Raw genomic sequence first — 16,350 nt, 5'->3', positions numbered from 1 at the left:
TCGCATATCACTACTCAAATAGCGCGAAGCCAGGCTCAACAGTCACCACGGACCATTTGCAATGGTGAACAATATGACCGACTTAACCGCGCAAGAAGCCGCCTGGCAGACACGGGATCATCTGGATGACCCAGTCATTGGCGAACTGCGCAACCGTTTTGGGCCGGATGCCTTTACTGTTCAGGCTACCCGCACCGGGGTACCCGTTGTTTGGGTGAAGCGTGAGCAATTACTGGAAGTTGTCGATTTCCTCAAGAAATTGCCAAAACCGTACGTCATGCTGTTTGACTTACACGGCATGGATGAACGTCTGCGTACCCACCGCCAGGGCCTCCCTGCTGCGGATTTTTCCGTTTTCTACCACCTGATCTCAATAGACCGCAATACGGATATCATGCTCAAGGTGGCATTGTCTGAAAACGACATGCATCTGCCGACGATCACCAAACTTTTCCCGAACGCCAACTGGTATGAGCGTGAAACCTGGGAAATGTTCGGCATGACCTTCGATGGCCACCCGCACCTGACGCGCATCATGATGCCGCATACCTGGACTGGCCACCCGCTGCGTAAAGACTACCCGGCACGTGCCACCGAATTCGATCCGTTTGAGCTGACCAAAGCCAAGCAGGATCTGGAGATGGAAGCGCTGACCTTCAAGCCGGAAGACTGGGGCATGAAGCGCGGTACCGACAACGAGGACTTCATGTTCCTTAACCTCGGTCCGAACCACCCGTCTGCGCACGGTGCATTCCGTATTATTCTTCAGCTCGACGGCGAAGAGATTGTCGACTGCGTGCCTGACATCGGCTACCACCACCGTGGTGCTGAGAAGATGGGGGAGCGTCAGTCCTGGCACAGCTACATTCCGTATACCGACCGTATCGAATATCTCGGCGGCTGCGTAAACGAAATGCCATACGTGCTGGCCGTTGAGAAACTGGCGGGTATCGTTACGCCGGATCGCGTTAACGTGATCCGCGTTATGCTGTCCGAGCTGTTCCGTATCAACAGCCACCTGCTGTACATCTCTACGTTCATTCAGGACGTGGGTGCGATGACTCCGGTCTTCTTCGCCTTTACCGACCGTCAGAAAATCTACGATCTGGTTGAAGCAATTACCGGTTTCCGTATGCACCCTGCCTGGTTCCGTATTGGCGGTGTGGCACACGACCTGCCGCGCGGCTGGGACCGTCTGCTGCGCGAATTCCTCGACTGGATGCCAAAACGTCTGGCCTCTTACGAGAAAGCCGCACTGCGTAACACCATTCTGAAAGGCCGTTCCCAGGGCGTTGCTGCCTACGGTGCGAAAGAAGCGCTGGAGTGGGGTACGACAGGTGCAGGTCTGCGTGCGACCGGTATTGATTTTGACGTGCGTAAAGCCCGTCCTTACTCTGGCTACGAGAACTTCGACTTTGAAGTCCCGGTTGGCGGCGGTGTTTCCGACTGCTACACCCGCGTGATGCTGAAAGTGGAAGAGTTGCGCCAGAGTCTGCGCATTCTTGAGCAGTGCCTCAACAACATGCCGGAAGGCCCGTTCAAAGCGGATCACCCGCTGACGACGCCGCCGCCGAAAGAGCGCACGCTGCAACATATCGAAACCCTGATCACCCACTTCCTGCAGGTTTCCTGGGGCCCGGTCATGCCGGCACAAGAATCCTTCCAGATGATTGAAGCGACCAAGGGTATTAACAGTTACTACCTGACCAGTGACGGCAGCACCATGAGCTACCGTACCCGCGTGCGTACGCCGAGTTTTGCGCATCTGCAGCAGATCCCGTCCGCCATCCGCGGCAGTCTGGTCTCCGACCTGATTGTGTATCTGGGTAGTATCGATTTTGTTATGTCAGATGTGGACCGCTAATTATGCACGAAAATCAACAACCACAGACCGAGGCTTTTGAGCTGAGTGAAGCAGAGCGTGCCGCCATTGAGCACGAGATGCACCACTACGAAGACCCGCGTGCGGCGTCCATTGAAGCGCTGAAAATCGTACAGAAACAGCGTGGTTGGGTGCCGGATGGGGCGATCTATGAGATCGCAAAAGTGCTGGGTATTCCGGCCAGTGACGTAGAGGGCGTAGCCACGTTCTACAGCCAGATCTTCCGTCAGCCGGTAGGCCGCCATGTGATCCGCTACTGTGACAGCGTCGTTTGTCACATTACCGGTTATCAGGGCATTCAGGCAGCAATTGAGAAGAAGCTCAATATCAAGCCGGGCCAGACCACGTTCGATGGTCGCTTTACTCTGCTGCCAACCTGCTGCCTGGGTAACTGCGACAAGGGGCCGACCATGATGATTGATGAGGACACTCACAGCCATCTGACGCCGGAAGCCATTCCTGACCTGCTGGAGCAGTACAAATGAAAACGGTAATTCGTACTGCTGAGACCCATCCGCTGACCTGGCGTCTGCGCGATGACAAACAGCCGGTATGGCTCGACGAATATCAGAGCAAAAACGGCTATGCCGGTGCGCGCAAAGCCCTGGGTGGCATGGCACCGGACGATATCGTTAACGCGGTAAAAGATTCCGGCCTGAAGGGGCGCGGTGGTGCAGGCTTCTCCACGGGTCTGAAGTGGAGCCTGATGCCAAAAGACGAATCCATGAACATCCGTTACCTGCTGTGTAACGCCGATGAAATGGAGCCGGGCACCTATAAAGACCGCCTGCTGATGGAGCAACTGCCGCACCTGCTGGTGGAAGGTATGTTGATCTCCGCGTTCGCGCTGAAAGCGTACCGTGGCTACATCTTCCTGCGTGGTGAGTACATCGAGGCGGCAGAAAACCTGCGTCGCGCGATTGCCGAAGCCACCGAAGCGGGTCTGCTCGGTAAAAATATTCTGGGCACCGGTTTTGACTTCGAACTGTTCGTGCACACCGGTGCCGGGCGTTACATCTGCGGTGAAGAAACCGCGCTGATTAACTCCCTGGAAGGTCGTCGTGCGAACCCGCGTTCCAAGCCACCGTTCCCGGCAAGCTCCGGCGTATGGGGTAAACCGACCTGCGTAAACAACGTAGAAACCCTGTGTAACGTTCCGGCTATCCTCGCGAACGGCGTGGAGTGGTATCAGGGCATCTCCTCAAGCAAAGATGCCGGTACCAAGCTGATGGGCTTCTCCGGTCGCGTGAAAAACCCTGGCGTCTGGGAGCTGCCGTTCGGTACCACCGCACGTGAAATTCTTGAAGACTATGCTGGCGGTATGCGTGATGGCCTGAAATTCAAAGCCTGGCAGCCGGGTGGGGCAGGGACAGACTTCCTGACCGAGGCCCACCTTGATCTGCCAATGGAATTCGAAAGCATTGGTAAAGCAGGCAGCCGCCTGGGTACGGCGCTGGCGATGGCCGTCGACCACGAGATCGGCATGGTGTCGCTGGTGCGTAACCTGGAAGAGTTCTTTGCCCGCGAGTCCTGCGGCTGGTGTACACCGTGCCGTGATGGTCTGCCGTGGAGCGTGAAGATCCTGCGTGCTATCGAGCGTGGCGAAGGCCAGCCGGGTGATATTGAGACACTTGAGCAACTGTGTCGATTCCTGGGCCCAGGCAAAACCTTCTGTGCCCACGCACCGGGTGCCGTCGAGCCACTGCAGAGCGCGATTAAATATTTCCGCGACGAATTCGAAGCAGGCATCAAGCAGCCGTTCAGCAATACCCATGCCATTAATGGGATTCAGCCGAACCTGCTGAAAGCGCGCTGGTAAAGACAGAATTTTGATTAACGCTCGGTTTCGACCGAGCCAACTGGAAGCATGCTAATGGCTACGATTCATGTAGACGGCAAAGAATATGAGGTCAACGGGGCGGACAACCTGCTGGAGGCTTGTCTGTCGCTCGGCCTTGATATTCCGTACTTTTGCTGGCATCCGGCGCTGGGCAGCGTCGGTGCTTGCCGCCAGTGTGCGGTGAAGCAATATCAAAACGCGGAAGACACGCGTGGTCGCCTGGTGATGTCCTGTATGACGCCAGCCACCGAAGGCACCTTTATTTCGATTGATGACGAAGAAGCTAAACAGTTCCGCGAAAGCGTTGTGGAATGGTTGATGACCAACCACCCGCACGACTGTCCGGTCTGTGAAGAAGGCGGTAACTGCCACCTTCAGGATATGACCGTCATGACCGGTCACAGCTTCCGTCGCTATCGCTTTACCAAGCGTACCCACCGTAACCAGGACCTGGGGCCGTTCATCTCTCACGAAATGAACCGCTGCATCGCCTGCTACCGCTGCGTGCGTTACTACAAAGACTACGCAGACGGCCAGGATCTGGGCGTATATGGTGCGCATGACAACGTTTACTTCGGTCGTCCGGAAGACGGTACGCTTGAAAGCGAATTCTCCGGTAACCTGGTAGAAATCTGCCCGACCGGCGTATTCACCGATAAAACCCACTCCGAGCGCTACAACCGTAAATGGGACATGCAGTTTGCACCAAGCATCTGCCAGCAGTGTTCTCTCGGCTGTAACACCAGCCCGGGTGAACGCTACGGCGAACTGCGTCGTATCGAAAACCGTTATAACGGTACCGTTAACCACTACTTCCTGTGCGACCGCGGTCGTTTCGGCTATGGCTATGTGAACCTGAAAGACCGTCCGCGTCAGCCGGTTCAGCGTCGTGGCGATGACCTGATCACCCTGAATGCTGAACAAGCGATGCAGGGCGCGGCAGATATTCTGCGTCAGTCGAAGAAAGTGATCGGTATCGGCTCCCCACGTGCCAGCGTTGAAAGTAACTTCGCGCTGCGTGAACTGGTCGGGGCTGAAAACTTCTACACCGGTATCGCCCAGGGTGAGCAGGAACGTCTGCAACTGGTGCTGAAAGTGCTGCGCGAAGGCGGTATTCATACTCCTGCGCTGCGCGAAATCGAATCCTATGATGCAGTTCTGGTGCTGGGTGAAGACCTGACTCAGACCGGCGCTCGCGCGGCTCTGGCGGTTCGCCAGGCGGTGAAAGGTAAAGCACGTGAAATGGCAGCAGCCCAGAAAGTGGCTGACTGGCAGATTGCGGCAATCCTGAACATCGGTCAGCGCGCCAAGCATCCTCTGTTTGTGACCAGCATTGATGACACCCGTCTGGATGATATCGCGGCGTGGACCTACCGCGCGCCGGTTGAAGACCAGGCCCGTCTTGGCTTTGCCATTGCACACGCGTTGGACAACAACTCTCCGGCCGTTGAGCTGGATCGCGACCTGCAAAACAAGGTTGACGTGATTGTTCAGGCCCTGGCGGGTGCGAAGAAACCGCTGATTATTTCTGGTACTAACGCCGGAAGCGCGGAGATCATTCAGGCGGCAGCGAACGTTGCCAAAGCCCTGAAAGGCCGCGGTGCTGACGTTGGCGTGACCATGGTTGCCCGTGCGGTTAACAGCATTGGTCTGGGTATGATTGGCGGCGGCTCGCTGGAAGCTGCGTTGAGCGAACTGGAATCCGGTGCCGCTGACGCCGTTGTGGTGCTGGAAAACGACCTGCATCGCCATGCTTCTGCCGCACGCGTTGACGCCGCGCTCTCCAAAGCGCCGCTGGTGATGGTGATTGACCATCAGCGCACCGCGATTATGGATAAAGCGCACCTGGTCCTCTCTGCGGCAAGCTTCGCAGAAAGCGACGGTACGGTTATTAACAACGAAGGTCGCGCCCAGCGTTTCTTCCAGGTTTATGACCCGGCGTACTACGACAGCAACACCGTGATGCTGGAAAGCTGGCGCTGGCTGCACTCCCTGCACAGCACCGTGCAGAGCCGTGAAGTGGACTGGACGCAGCTCGACCACGTTATCGACGCGGTTGTCGAAAAACTGCCTCAGCTGGCAGGCATTAAAGATGCTGCCCCTGAAGCGAGCTTCCGCATTCGTGGCCAGAAACTGGCGCGTGAACCGCATCGTTACAGTGGCCGTACCGCAATGCGCGCCAACATCAGCGTGCACGAACCGCGTCAACCGCAGGATAAAGACACTATGTTCGCCTTCTCCATGGAAGGGAACAACCAGCCGTCTGCCCCGCGTTCACAGATCCCATTCGCATGGGCACCGGGCTGGAACTCCCCGCAGGCATGGAACAAGTTCCAGGCGGAAGTGGGCGGTTCTCTGCGTCACGGCGATCCGGGCGTGCGTCTGATCGAAGCCTCCGAAACCGGTCTGGATTTCTTCACGACTGTTCCGGCGAGCTTCCAGGCTCAGGAAGGGAACTGGCGTATCGCCCCGTACTACCATCTGTTTGGTAGCGACGAGCTGTCCCAGCGCTCTCCGGTATTCCAGCAACGTATGCCGCAGCCATACATCAAGCTCAACCCGGCGGATGCCGCGAAGCTTGGCGTTAATGCGGGTGCGAACATCGCCTTTAGCTACGACGGTCAGACAATCAGCCTGCCGCTGATTATCTCTGAAGGCCTGACAGCAGGGCAGGTGGGTCTGCCAATGGGTATGCCTGGCATCGCGCCGGTACTGGCGGGTGCGCGTCTTGATAATCTGCAGGAGGCAAAAGCATGAGTTGGTTAACGCCGGATCTTATCGACATCCTGCTGAGCATTCTGAAAGCGATTGTTATTCTGCTGGTGGTGGTCACCTGCGGCGCGTTCATGAGCTTTGGTGAACGTCGTCTGCTCGGTCTGTTCCAGAACCGTTACGGACCGAACCGCGTGGGCTGGGGTGGTTCACTCCAGCTGGTTGCGGACATGATCAAGATGTTCTTTAAAGAGGACTGGATCCCGCGCTTCTCTGACCGCGTGATCTTTACTCTGGCACCGATGATCGCCTTCACCTCACTGCTGCTGGCGTTTGCCATCGTTCCTGTCAGCCCGACCTGGGTTGTGGCTGACCTGAACATCGGCATTCTGTTCTTCCTGATGATGGCAGGACTCGCGGTTTACGCGGTGCTGTTCGCAGGCTGGTCCAGTAACAACAAATACTCCCTGCTGGGTGCGATGCGTGCTTCCGCGCAGACGCTGAGCTACGAAGTGTTCCTGGGGCTCTCCCTGATGGGCGTGGTGGCGCAGGCCGGTTCATTTAACATGACCGACATCGTCAACAACCAGGCTGACATCTGGAACGTTATCCCGCAGTTCTTTGGTTTTATTACCTTTGCTATCGCGGGCGTGGCGGTGTGTCACCGTCACCCGTTTGACCAGCCAGAAGCCGAACAGGAACTGGCCGACGGTTACCACATTGAATATTCCGGTATGAAATTCGGTCTGTTCTTCGTGGGCGAGTACATCGGTATTGTCACCATTTCCGCGTTGATGGTAACGCTGTTCTTTGGTGGCTGGCATGGCCCGTTCTTACCGCCGTTCATCTGGTTCGCGCTGAAAACCGCGTTCTTCATGATGATGTTCATTTTGATTCGCGCAGCGTTACCTCGTCCGCGTTATGACCAGGTAATGTCCTTCGGCTGGAAAGTGTGCCTGCCGCTGACGCTCGTCAACTTGTTGGTAACGGCCGCTGTCATTCTCTGGCAGCAGCCATAAGGGGCTATAGACCATGACCTTAAAAGAATTACTGGTAGGCTTCGGTACCCAGGTACGCAGTATCTGGATGATCGGCCTGCACGCGTTTGCGAAACGCGAAACCCGGATGTACCCGGAAGAACCGGTATATCTGCCGCCGCGCTACCGTGGCCGTATCGTGCTGACGCGCGATCCGGACGGTTCCGAGCGCTGCGTTGCCTGTAACCTGTGTGCGGTAGCGTGTCCGGTCGGCTGTATCTCTCTGCAAAAAGCAGAGACGGTAGACGGCCGCTGGTATCCTGAGTTCTTCCGCATCAACTTCTCACGCTGCATCTTCTGCGGCCTGTGTGAAGAAGCGTGCCCAACCACGGCGATTCAGCTGACTCCAGACTTCGAGCTGGGTGAGTACAAGCGTCAGGACCTGGTGTACGAGAAAGAGGATCTGCTGATTTCCGGTCCGGGCAAATACCCGGAATATAACTTCTACCGGATGGCGGGTATGGCAATCGACGGCAAAGATAAGGGCGAAGCAGAGAACGAAGCTAAGCCTATCGACGTCAAGAGCCTGTTACCGTAAGGAGAGGGCAATGGAATTCGCTTTTTATATCTGTGGCCTTATCGCCATCCTGGCTACGCTGCGAGTGATCACGCACACCAACCCGGTGCATGCGCTGCTGTACTTAATCATTTCGCTGCTGGCCATTTCCGGGGTGTTCTTTGCATTGGGCGCGCACTTCGCCGGTGCGCTGGAAATCATCGTCTACGCTGGGGCCATCATGGTGCTGTTCGTGTTCGTGGTGATGATGCTGAACCTGGGCGGCTCTGAAATTGAGCAGGAACGTCAGTGGTTAAAACCGCAGGTGTGGATTGGCCCGGCAATTTTGTCGGCCATCATGCTGGTGGTGATTGTTTACGCCATTCTGGGCGTGAACGATCAGGGCATCGACGGCACGCCGATCGGCGCGAAAGAGGTCGGCATTACACTCTTTGGCCCATACGTTCTGGCGGTGGAACTGGCGTCGATGCTGCTGCTGGCTGGTCTGGTTGTTGCCTTCCACGTTGGCCGCGAAGAGCGTGCTGGCGAGGTGCTGAGCAACCGCACTGACGACCGCGCGAAAAGAAAAACGGAGGAGCGCGCATGATCCCCTTAACACATGGACTGATCCTCGCTGCGATTTTATTCGTTCTGGGTTTGACCGGTCTGGTTATCCGCCGCAATCTGCTGTTTATGCTGATCGGCCTGGAAATCATGATTAACGCCTCCGCGCTGGCCTTCGTGGTCGCCGGAAGCTACTGGGGCCAGACCGATGGTCAGGTGATGTACATTCTCGCCATCAGTCTCGCGGCTGCCGAAGCGAGTATTGGCCTGGCGCTGTTACTGCAGCTCCATCGTCGCCGCCAGAACCTGAACATCGATTCAGTAAGTGAGTTGCGTGGATGAACATGCTTGCCTTAACCATTATTTTTCCGCTGATTGGCTTCGTGCTGCTGGCGTTTTCTCGCGGCCGCTGGTCTGAGAATCTGTCTGCGACCGTAGGCATTGGCTCTATCGGCCTGGCTGCGCTGGTGACGGCGTATGCGGGTATCGACTTCTTCAACAACGGACGTCAGCCTTTCAGCGTGCCGCTGTGGACCTGGATGTCGGTCGGTGATTTCAACATCGGTTTCAACCTGGTGTTGGATGGTCTCTCGCTGACCATGCTCTCCGTGGTGACCGGCGTGGGCTTCCTGATCCACATGTTCGCCTCCTGGTATATGCGCGGTGAAGAGGGTTACTCCCGCTTCTTCGCCTACACCAACCTGTTTATCGCCAGCATGGTGGTTCTGGTGCTGGCCGATAACCTGCTGCTGATGTATCTGGGCTGGGAAGGCGTGGGTCTGTGTTCTTACCTGCTGATCGGTTTCTACTACACCGATCCGAAGAATGGCGCAGCGGCGATGAAAGCGTTCATCGTGACCCGTGTGGGTGACGTGTTCCTCGCTTTCGCGCTGTTCATTCTTTACAACGAACTGGGCACGCTGAACTTCCGCGAAATGGTGGAATTGGCGCCGGCGCACTTCGCTGCAGGCAACAACATGCTGTGGTGGGCAACGCTGATGCTGCTGGGTGGTGCTGTAGGTAAATCCGCACAGCTGCCGTTGCAAACATGGCTGGCCGACGCGATGGCGGGTCCAACTCCTGTCTCCGCGCTGATCCACGCTGCGACCATGGTTACCGCCGGTGTTTACCTGATCGCGCGTACCCACGGCCTGTTCCTGATGACCCCGGAAATTCTGCATCTGGTGGGTATCGTTGGTGCGGTAACACTGGTGCTGGCAGGCTTTGCCGCGCTGGTGCAGACCGACATCAAACGCGTTCTCGCGTACTCCACCATGAGCCAGATTGGTTACATGTTCCTGGCGCTGGGCGTTCAGGCGTGGGACGCAGCCATTTTCCACCTGATGACACACGCGTTCTTTAAAGCGCTGCTGTTCCTGTCATCCGGCTCTGTGATTCTGGCCTGCCATCACGAGCAGAACATCTTCAAGATGGGCGGACTGCGTAAGTCCATCCCGCTGGTATATGTCTGCTTCCTGGTGGGCGGCGCGGCGCTGGCGGCACTGCCGCTGATCACTGCGGGCTTCTTCAGTAAGGACGAAATCCTTGCGGGTGCCATGGCGAATGGTCATATCAATCTGATGGTTGCGGGTCTGGTCGGTGCATTCATGACCTCCCTGTATACCTTCCGTATGATTTTCATCGTATTCCACGGTAAAGAACAAATTCACGCTCACGCAGGGAAGGGGATTACCCATCACCTGCCGCTGATTGTGCTGCTGGTACTCTCCACCTTCGTTGGCGCAATGATTGTGCCACCGCTGCAGGGCGTACTCCCGGACACCACCGAGCTTGAGCACGGTCGCGTTCTGACGCTTGAAATCACCTCCGGTGTGGTCGCTATCGCGGGCATCCTGATCGCTGCGTGGCTGTGGCTGGGTAAACGTACGCTGGTGACGTCTGTTGCCAACAGTGCGCCTGGCCGTCTGCTGGGCACCTGGTGGTACAACGCATGGGGCTTCGACTGGCTGTACGATATGATTTTCGTCAAACCGTTCCTGGGTGTTGCGTGGCTGGTGAAACGCGATCCACTGAACAGCATGATGAATATCCCGGCGATCCTTTCCCGCTTTGCAGGTAAAGGCCTGCTGTTCAGCGAGAACGGTTACCTGCGCTGGTATGTGGCGTCCATGAGCATCGGTGCGGTTGTCGTGCTGGCGCTGCTGATGGTGTTGCGTTGATCGTTAAGTGAATTTTATTCGAATTCGTTGAAAATCAGGCCCCTGCTGGGGGCCTTTAAAAGGAATGTAAATCGCCATGTTACTACCCTGGCTAATATTAATTCCCTTCATCGGCGGCTTCCTGTGCTGGCAGACTGAACGCTTTGGCGTGAAGATGCCGCGCTGGATTGCGCTGATCACCATGGGATTGACGCTCGCGCTTGGTCTGCAACTGTGGTTGCAGGGTGGCTACTCTCTGACCCAGTCTGCGGGTATTCCGCAGTGGCAGTCTGAGTTTATCCTGCCGTGGATCCCACGTTTCGGCATTACGATCCACCTGGCGATTGACGGTCTGTCGCTGCTGATGGTGGTGCTGACCGGTCTGCTCGGCGTTCTGGCGGTACTTTGCTCCTGGCGAGAAATCGAAAAATACCAGGGCTTCTTCCACCTGAACCTGATGTGGATCCTGGGCGGCGTAATCGGCGTGTTCCTTGCCATCGACATGTTCCTGTTCTTCTTCTTCTGGGAGATGATGCTGGTGCCGATGTACTTCCTGATCGCGCTGTGGGGCCACAAGGCGTCCGACGGTAAAACGCGTATCACGGCGGCAACCAAGTTCTTCATCTATACCCAGGCGAGTGGTCTGGTGATGTTGATTGCCATTCTGGCGCTGGTGTTTGTTCACCACGATGCGACCGGAGTCTGGACATTCAACTATGAAGACCTGCTGAAGACGCCAATGTCTCACGGCGTTGAATATCTGCTGATGCTGGGCTTCTTCATCGCCTTCGCGGTGAAAATGCCGGTGGTTCCGCTGCACGGCTGGCTGCCAGACGCGCACTCCCAGGCACCAACGGCGGGTTCCGTTGACCTGGCGGGCATCTTGCTGAAAACCGCGGCCTACGGTCTGCTGCGTTTCGCGCTGCCGCTGTTCCCGAACGCCTCCGCTGAGTTCGCACCGATTGCCATGTGGCTGGGTGTGATCGGTATCTTCTACGGTGCCTGGATGGCCTTCACGCAATACGACATTAAGCGTCTGATTGCTTACACCTCCGTTTCCCACATGGGCTTCGTACTGATTGCTATCTACACCGGCAGCCAGCTCGCGTACCAGGGTGCGGTGATCCAGATGATTGCGCACGGTCTGTCCGCAGCCGGCCTCTTCATCCTGTGTGGTCAGCTGTACGAACGTCTGCACACTCGCGATATGCGTATGATGGGCGGTCTGTGGAGCAAAATTAAATGGCTGCCAGCGCTGTCCATGTTCTTCGCGGTGGCTACTCTGGGTATGCCTGGCACCGGTAACTTCGTCGGCGAATTTATGATTCTGTTCGGCAGCTTCAAAGTGGTTCCGGTCATTACCGTGGTTTCGACTTTCGGTCTGGTGTTCGCTTCCGTTTACTCGCTGGCGATGCTGCACCGTGCCTACTTCGGTAAAGCGAAGAGCGAAATTGCTGCACAAGAACTGCCGGGGATGTCGCTGCGTGAGCTGTTCATCATCCTGCTGCTGGTCGTACTGCTGGTGCTGTTGGGCTTCTATCCGCAGCCGATTCTGGATACCTCGCACTCCGCGATGGGCAATATCCAGCAGTGGTTTGTTAATTCTGCTTCTACTACAAGGCCGTAATTCGCCATGACAATAACTCCACAACAACTGATCGCGCTGCTACCGCTGCTGATCGTCGGATTGACGGTGGTGGTTGTGATGCTCTCCATTGCGTGGCGACGCAATCACTTCCTGAATGCGACCCTGTCCGTTCTGGGTCTGAACGCTGCGTTGGTTTCTCTCTGGTTTGTTGGCCAGGCGGGCGCGATGGATGTCACCTCGCTGATGCGCGTTGACGGCTATGCCATGCTGTACACGGGTCTGGTTCTGCTGGCGAGCCTGGCAACCTGTACCTTTGCGTATCCGTGGCTTGAAGGCTACAACGACAACAAAGAAGAGTTTTACCTGCTGGTACTGATTGCCGCACTGGGCGGCATTCTGCTGGCGAATGCGAACCACCTGGCCGCGCTGTTCCTCGGTATTGAGCTGATCTCTCTGCCGCTGTTTGGCCTGATTGGTTACGCCTTCCGTCAGAAACGTTCACTGGAAGCGAGTATCAAGTACACCATTCTGTCTGCTGCAGCGTCGTCCTTCCTGCTGTTCGGTATCGCGCTGGTGTATGCTCAGTCTGGTAACCTCTCCTTCGTTGCGCTCGGCAAGAGCCTCGGCGACGGCATGCTGCATGAGCCGCTGCTGCTGGCGGGGCTGGGCATGATGATTGTTGGCCTCGGCTTCAAACTGTCTCTGGTTCCGTTCCACCTGTGGACGCCAGACGTATACCAGGGTGCTCCGGCACCGGTTTCCACCTTCCTGGCGACAGCGAGCAAAATCGCTATCTTCGGTGTGGTGATGCGTCTGTTCCTGTACGCCCCGGTGGGTGATAGCGAAGCGGTTCGCGTTGTGCTCGGCATCATCGCGTTCGTATCCATCATCTTCGGTAACCTGATGGCGCTGAGCCAGACCAATATCAAACGTCTGCTGGGCTACTCGTCTATCTCCCATCTGGGTTACCTGCTGGTGGCACTGATTGCGCTGCAAAGCGGCGAGATGTCGATGGAAACCGTGGGCGTGTATCTGGCAGGTTACCTGTTCAGCAGCCTCGGCGCGTTCGGCGTGGTGAGCCTGATGTCCAGCCCATACCGTGGCCCGGATGCGGATTCACTATTCTCCTACCGTGGTCTGTTCTGGCACCGTCCGATTCTCTCTGCCGTGATGACAGTGATGATGCTCTCTCTGGCGGGTATCCCGATGACCTTGGGCTTTATCGGTAAGTTCTACGTGCTGGCCGTCGGTGTGCAGGCGCACCTGTGGTGGCTGACTGCGGGCGTGGTTATCGGCTCTGCAATCGGTCTGTATTACTACCTGCGTGTGGCGGTGAGTCTGTATCTGAGTGCACCTCAGCAACTCAACCGTGATGCCCCAACCAACTGGCAGTACAGCGCCGGTGGTATTGTGGTGCTGATCTCCGCGCTGCTGGTGCTGATCTTCGGTATCTATCCGCAGCCGCTGATTGATATCGTGCAGCACGCGATGCCGCTGATGTAAAAACAAAAAACCCGCCTCGGCGGGTTTTTTTATGCTTTAAGCCAATTGCTTGCGACTAATCAACGGCCCATCAATCTTCTTCATCGAACGATCCAGAACTTCCTCAATCACCGACGACAGCTCGTTCAGTTCAAATTTCGCCACATACCCGTCAGCTTTCACTTTACGAATATGATCTTCGTTGGCGTTACCAGAAAGCGACGAGTGGATCACCACCGGAATATCTTTCAGTACCGGGTCGGTTTTGATTTTGCGCGTCAGCGTAAAACCGTCCATCTCCGGCATTTCGAGGTCGGTCAGCACCAGGGCAATTTTATCAGTGATCGGGACCCCTTCCGCCTGCGCCTGAGCAGCGAGAACGCCAATTTTTTCCCACGCATCTTTACCGGTGATATGTAGCTGCGCCGGGATCTCCATCGCCTGCAAACCTTTTTCCAGCATGGAGCGCGCGACTTTGGAATCTTCCGCGACAATCGCGACAGCACCCGGCTTGATATGGAATTTTGTGGTTTGCAGATTAGTGGCGTGCAGATCGTGGTTAGCTGGGGTGATGTCATACAGAATCTGCTCAACATCAAGTACCATCGCCAGTTCGTTGGTATCAGTCTTCTCGTCCAGACAGGCGATACTGGTGATGTAACGTCCGCTGACGGCGGTTTCCGCCGCGTGTACCTGTTTCCAGTCGAGGCGCATGATGTTCTCAACGGATTCCACGGCAAACGCCTGCACGCTGCGGGCATATTCTGTGATCAGCAGGATGTTGAGCCCCGTTGTCGGTTTACAACCCGCTACGGCGGCCAGGTCGATCACCGGAATCACCTGATCGCGAATATTCACCATCCCCATCAGCGGTGATTTCATCCCGGCGGGTTTCGTGAACTCTGGCATCGGCACAATTTCACGCAGCTTGAAAACGTTAATGCCAAAAAGCTCTGATTTGTTTTCGTTCAGAGACGTGCCCAGCCGGAATAACAACAGTTCAAAACGGTTCGACAGGGTTAGATTCGCCCTGTCATCAATATCTTTCTGGAAATTATCCATTCTACCCTCGAGAGAAATGCTGACCTTTTAATCGTTATCGGCATCCTGAGGGAAAAATGAAGGACTAAACGCTGACTTGAGTGAAATCTTCTGCCAGCTCACATTTCGGGAACACTGCGCGGCACTCAGCCAGCAGACCTTCACATCCCCGAGCATCGTAGCGCGAGCTAACATGAGTAACGATCAGTTTCCCGACGCCTGCGTCACGGGCAAGCTGTGCCGCCTGACGGGTTGAGCTATGCCCACGGCTGTTGGCTTTCTCTTCCATGGCCGTTTCAAGCGTTGCTTCATGTACCATGACATCCACGCCCTGAGCCAGTTTCAATGCTGTCGGGCAGGGGGCGGTGTCGCCAAAAATCGCCAGTTTTTTGCCGGGCTGGGGTGCCGCGAGATAATCCTGACCATTGATAACGCGCCCATCCTCCAGCGTGACCGTCTCTCCCTGCTTCAGACGCTGGAACAGCGGCCCGGCCTTTACCCCCGCGGCGATTAACGCGGCGGCATCCAGTGCGCCGGGTTTGTCATGCGCTTCAATGCGGTAACCATAACACTCTACCGGGTGGTTAAGAGGGTGAGCGGTGACGACATAATCCTCATCATCGAAAACCAGCCCCCCGGCGATCTCAACGACCTCCAGCGGATAATCAGTCCAGGACCCACTGAGGCGTAGCGTGGTTTCAACAAATTCCCGGATACCTGCAGGCCCGTAAATCGTCAGCGGATTAGCGTTCCCGGCCATTGAACGGCTGCACAGCAGGCCAGGCAGGCCAAACAGATGGTCACCATGCAGATGCGTGATAAAAATTTTATCCAGCTTGCCTGGGTGATAAGCGGTATGTAACAGCTGATGCTGCGTACCTTCACCACAGTCAAACAGCCATAGCCCACCACGGGTTGGGTGTTTAAGATCCAGCAGAATCGCGGTCACATTTCGTGAGCGGGTTGGCACACCAGCGGACGTACCCAGAAAAATCAGTTCCATAACGCAATCAGCCCTTTGCTGAACGGGGAGGGGTTTAGTATAACGTGATGAACCCCAGGAAGGAGACTGACATGATCCAGTGGCAAGATTTACACCATAGCGAGCTCACCGTTAATTCACTGTATACGCTGCTCAAACTGCGCTGCGAAGTGTTTGTGGTAGAACAGACCTGCCCGTATCAGGACATCGACGGCGACGATCTCGTCGGCGAGAACCGGCATATCCTCGGCTGGCGGGATAACGAGCTGGTGGCGTATGCGAGGATTCTGAAAAGCGAAGACGATTTCGAGCCTGTGGTGATTGGCCGCGTCATCATTAGCGGTAAGGCGCGCGGTGAAAAACTGGGCTATCAGCTGATGGAAAAAACGCTGGAGGCGTGCCAGAAACTGTGGCCGGACAAGGCGTTATACCTGGGCGCGCAGGCGCATCTGCAATCTTTCTACGGTTATTTTGGCTTCACGCCGGTCACTGACGTATATGACGAAGACGGTATACCGCACATTGGCATGGCGCGGGAGGCTAAGCAGGCGTAATGGGTCGTCGTTG

14 protein-coding genes are annotated in these 16,350 nt (G+C 56.3%); 12 read left to right on the top strand and 2 right to left on the bottom strand.

All coding sequences use genetic code 11. From position 1 onward, the window contains the following. The first annotated feature begins 61 nt into the window (after positions 1 to 61). The 11 genes from nuoC to nuoN all read left to right on the top strand — a co-directional run bounded on the left by nuoC (position 62) and on the right by nuoN (position 13,781). The gene (gene nuoC, locus ACLHV8_RS15175) at positions 62 to 1,864 is read left to right on the top strand and encodes an NADH-quinone oxidoreductase subunit C/D (RefSeq protein WP_028016245.1); all 1,803 of its coding nucleotides are present in this window, start codon (positions 62 to 64) and stop codon (positions 1,862 to 1,864) included. 2 nt (positions 1,865 to 1,866) lie between these two features. Beyond that, complete coding sequence (gene nuoE / locus ACLHV8_RS15170) at positions 1,867 to 2,367, top strand: NADH-quinone oxidoreductase subunit NuoE (RefSeq protein ID WP_006176513.1); 501 nt, start codon at positions 1,867 to 1,869, stop codon at positions 2,365 to 2,367. Further along, positions 2,364 to 3,701 carry an NADH-quinone oxidoreductase subunit NuoF gene (nuoF, locus tag ACLHV8_RS15165; RefSeq protein WP_023312536.1) on the top strand — a complete coding sequence of 446 codons (1,338 nt, stop codon included), beginning with the start codon at positions 2,364 to 2,366 and terminating at the stop codon, positions 3,699 to 3,701. The genes nuoE and nuoF overlap by 4 nt, the downstream gene beginning before the upstream one ends. Positions 3,702 to 3,755: 54 nt before the next feature. Beyond that, positions 3,756 to 6,479 (top strand): NADH-quinone oxidoreductase subunit NuoG, encoded by a 2,724-nt coding sequence (gene nuoG, locus ACLHV8_RS15160; protein WP_128347393.1) that lies wholly within the window; start codon positions 3,756 to 3,758, stop codon positions 6,477 to 6,479. Beyond that, positions 6,476 to 7,453 carry an NADH-quinone oxidoreductase subunit NuoH gene (gene nuoH, locus ACLHV8_RS15155; RefSeq protein ID WP_008500211.1) on the top strand — a complete coding sequence of 326 codons (978 nt, stop codon included), beginning with the start codon at positions 6,476 to 6,478 and terminating at the stop codon, positions 7,451 to 7,453. Before nuoG ends, nuoH begins: the two co-directional genes overlap by 4 nt. A 13-nt stretch (positions 7,454 to 7,466) precedes the next feature. After that, positions 7,467 to 8,009 (top strand): NADH-quinone oxidoreductase subunit NuoI, encoded by a 543-nt coding sequence (gene nuoI / locus ACLHV8_RS15150; protein WP_003861491.1) that lies wholly within the window; start codon positions 7,467 to 7,469, stop codon positions 8,007 to 8,009. A gap of 10 nt (positions 8,010 to 8,019) precedes the next feature. After that, positions 8,020 to 8,574: an NADH-quinone oxidoreductase subunit J gene (gene nuoJ, locus ACLHV8_RS15145; protein ID WP_008500212.1), complete on the top strand. Its 555-nt coding sequence runs from the start codon at positions 8,020 to 8,022 to the stop codon at positions 8,572 to 8,574. Then, entirely contained in the window at positions 8,571 to 8,873 is a 303-nt protein-coding gene (gene nuoK / locus ACLHV8_RS15140; RefSeq protein ID WP_003861496.1) for an NADH-quinone oxidoreductase subunit NuoK, read from the top strand. Before nuoJ ends, nuoK begins: the two co-directional genes overlap by 4 nt. Beyond that, positions 8,870 to 10,711 carry an NADH-quinone oxidoreductase subunit L gene (gene nuoL, locus ACLHV8_RS15135; protein WP_028016247.1) on the top strand — a complete coding sequence of 614 codons (1,842 nt, stop codon included), beginning with the start codon at positions 8,870 to 8,872 and terminating at the stop codon, positions 10,709 to 10,711. The genes nuoK and nuoL overlap by 4 nt, the downstream gene beginning before the upstream one ends. Before the next feature lie 76 nt (positions 10,712 to 10,787). Continuing rightward, positions 10,788 to 12,317, top strand: a complete 1,530-nt coding sequence (nuoM, locus tag ACLHV8_RS15130; RefSeq protein ID WP_028016248.1) for an NADH-quinone oxidoreductase subunit M — start codon at positions 10,788 to 10,790, stop codon at positions 12,315 to 12,317. 6 nt (positions 12,318 to 12,323) lie between these two features. Further along, positions 12,324 to 13,781, top strand: a complete 1,458-nt coding sequence (gene nuoN / locus ACLHV8_RS15125; RefSeq protein ID WP_410376977.1) for an NADH-quinone oxidoreductase subunit NuoN — start codon at positions 12,324 to 12,326, stop codon at positions 13,779 to 13,781. A gap of 36 nt (positions 13,782 to 13,817) precedes the next feature. Here the strand turns inward: nuoN and ACLHV8_RS15120 are convergent, their stop codons facing one another. Next, complete coding sequence (locus tag ACLHV8_RS15120; protein ID WP_108090827.1) at positions 13,818 to 14,822, bottom strand: chemotaxis protein; 1,005 nt, start codon at positions 14,820 to 14,822, stop codon at positions 13,818 to 13,820. Between the two features lie 64 nt (positions 14,823 to 14,886). Next, on the bottom strand, positions 14,887 to 15,804 hold the full coding sequence (gene rbn, locus ACLHV8_RS15115; RefSeq protein WP_208594201.1) for a ribonuclease BN: 918 nt from the start codon (positions 15,802 to 15,804) through the stop codon (positions 14,887 to 14,889). Positions 15,805 to 15,875: 71 nt separating this feature from the next. Between rbn and ACLHV8_RS15110 the strand changes: the two genes are divergently transcribed. After that, a complete protein-coding gene (locus ACLHV8_RS15110; RefSeq protein WP_208594202.1) occupies positions 15,876 to 16,337 on the top strand; it encodes a GNAT family N-acetyltransferase in 462 nt (153 codons plus the stop codon). Positions 16,338 to 16,350 lie beyond the last annotated feature (13 nt).

The organism is Enterobacter sp. CPE_E863 (assembly GCF_046521465.1).
Lineage (GTDB): Bacteria > Pseudomonadota > Gammaproteobacteria > Enterobacterales > Enterobacteriaceae > Enterobacter > Enterobacter adelaidei.
This window is presented reverse-complemented; position numbering and strand designations above follow the sequence as displayed.

What these genes read in the sequence shown, in the direction of transcription:
- nuoC (WP_028016245.1), top strand. Translation starts at nt 62, where the DNA reads ATGGTGAACAATATGACCGACTTAACCGCGCAAGAAGCCGCCTGGCAG.
- nuoE (WP_006176513.1), top strand. Translation starts at nt 1,867, where the DNA reads ATGCACGAAAATCAACAACCACAGACCGAGGCTTTTGAGCTGAGTGAA.
- nuoF (WP_023312536.1), top strand. Translation starts at nt 2,364, where the DNA reads ATGAAAACGGTAATTCGTACTGCTGAGACCCATCCGCTGACCTGGCGT.
- nuoG (WP_128347393.1), top strand. Translation starts at nt 3,756, where the DNA reads ATGGCTACGATTCATGTAGACGGCAAAGAATATGAGGTCAACGGGGCG.
- nuoH (WP_008500211.1), top strand. Translation starts at nt 6,476, where the DNA reads ATGAGTTGGTTAACGCCGGATCTTATCGACATCCTGCTGAGCATTCTG.
- nuoI (WP_003861491.1), top strand. Translation starts at nt 7,467, where the DNA reads ATGACCTTAAAAGAATTACTGGTAGGCTTCGGTACCCAGGTACGCAGT.
- nuoJ (WP_008500212.1), top strand. Translation starts at nt 8,020, where the DNA reads ATGGAATTCGCTTTTTATATCTGTGGCCTTATCGCCATCCTGGCTACG.
- nuoK (WP_003861496.1), top strand. Translation starts at nt 8,571, where the DNA reads ATGATCCCCTTAACACATGGACTGATCCTCGCTGCGATTTTATTCGTT.
- nuoL (WP_028016247.1), top strand. Translation starts at nt 8,870, where the DNA reads ATGAACATGCTTGCCTTAACCATTATTTTTCCGCTGATTGGCTTCGTG.
- nuoM (WP_028016248.1), top strand. Translation starts at nt 10,788, where the DNA reads ATGTTACTACCCTGGCTAATATTAATTCCCTTCATCGGCGGCTTCCTG.
- nuoN (WP_410376977.1), top strand. Translation starts at nt 12,324, where the DNA reads ATGACAATAACTCCACAACAACTGATCGCGCTGCTACCGCTGCTGATC.
- ACLHV8_RS15120 (WP_108090827.1), bottom strand. Translation starts at nt 14,822, where the DNA reads ATGGATAATTTCCAGAAAGATATTGATGACAGGGCGAATCTAACCCTG.
- rbn (WP_208594201.1), bottom strand. Translation starts at nt 15,804, where the DNA reads ATGGAACTGATTTTTCTGGGTACGTCCGCTGGTGTGCCAACCCGCTCA.
- ACLHV8_RS15110 (WP_208594202.1), top strand. Translation starts at nt 15,876, where the DNA reads ATGATCCAGTGGCAAGATTTACACCATAGCGAGCTCACCGTTAATTCA.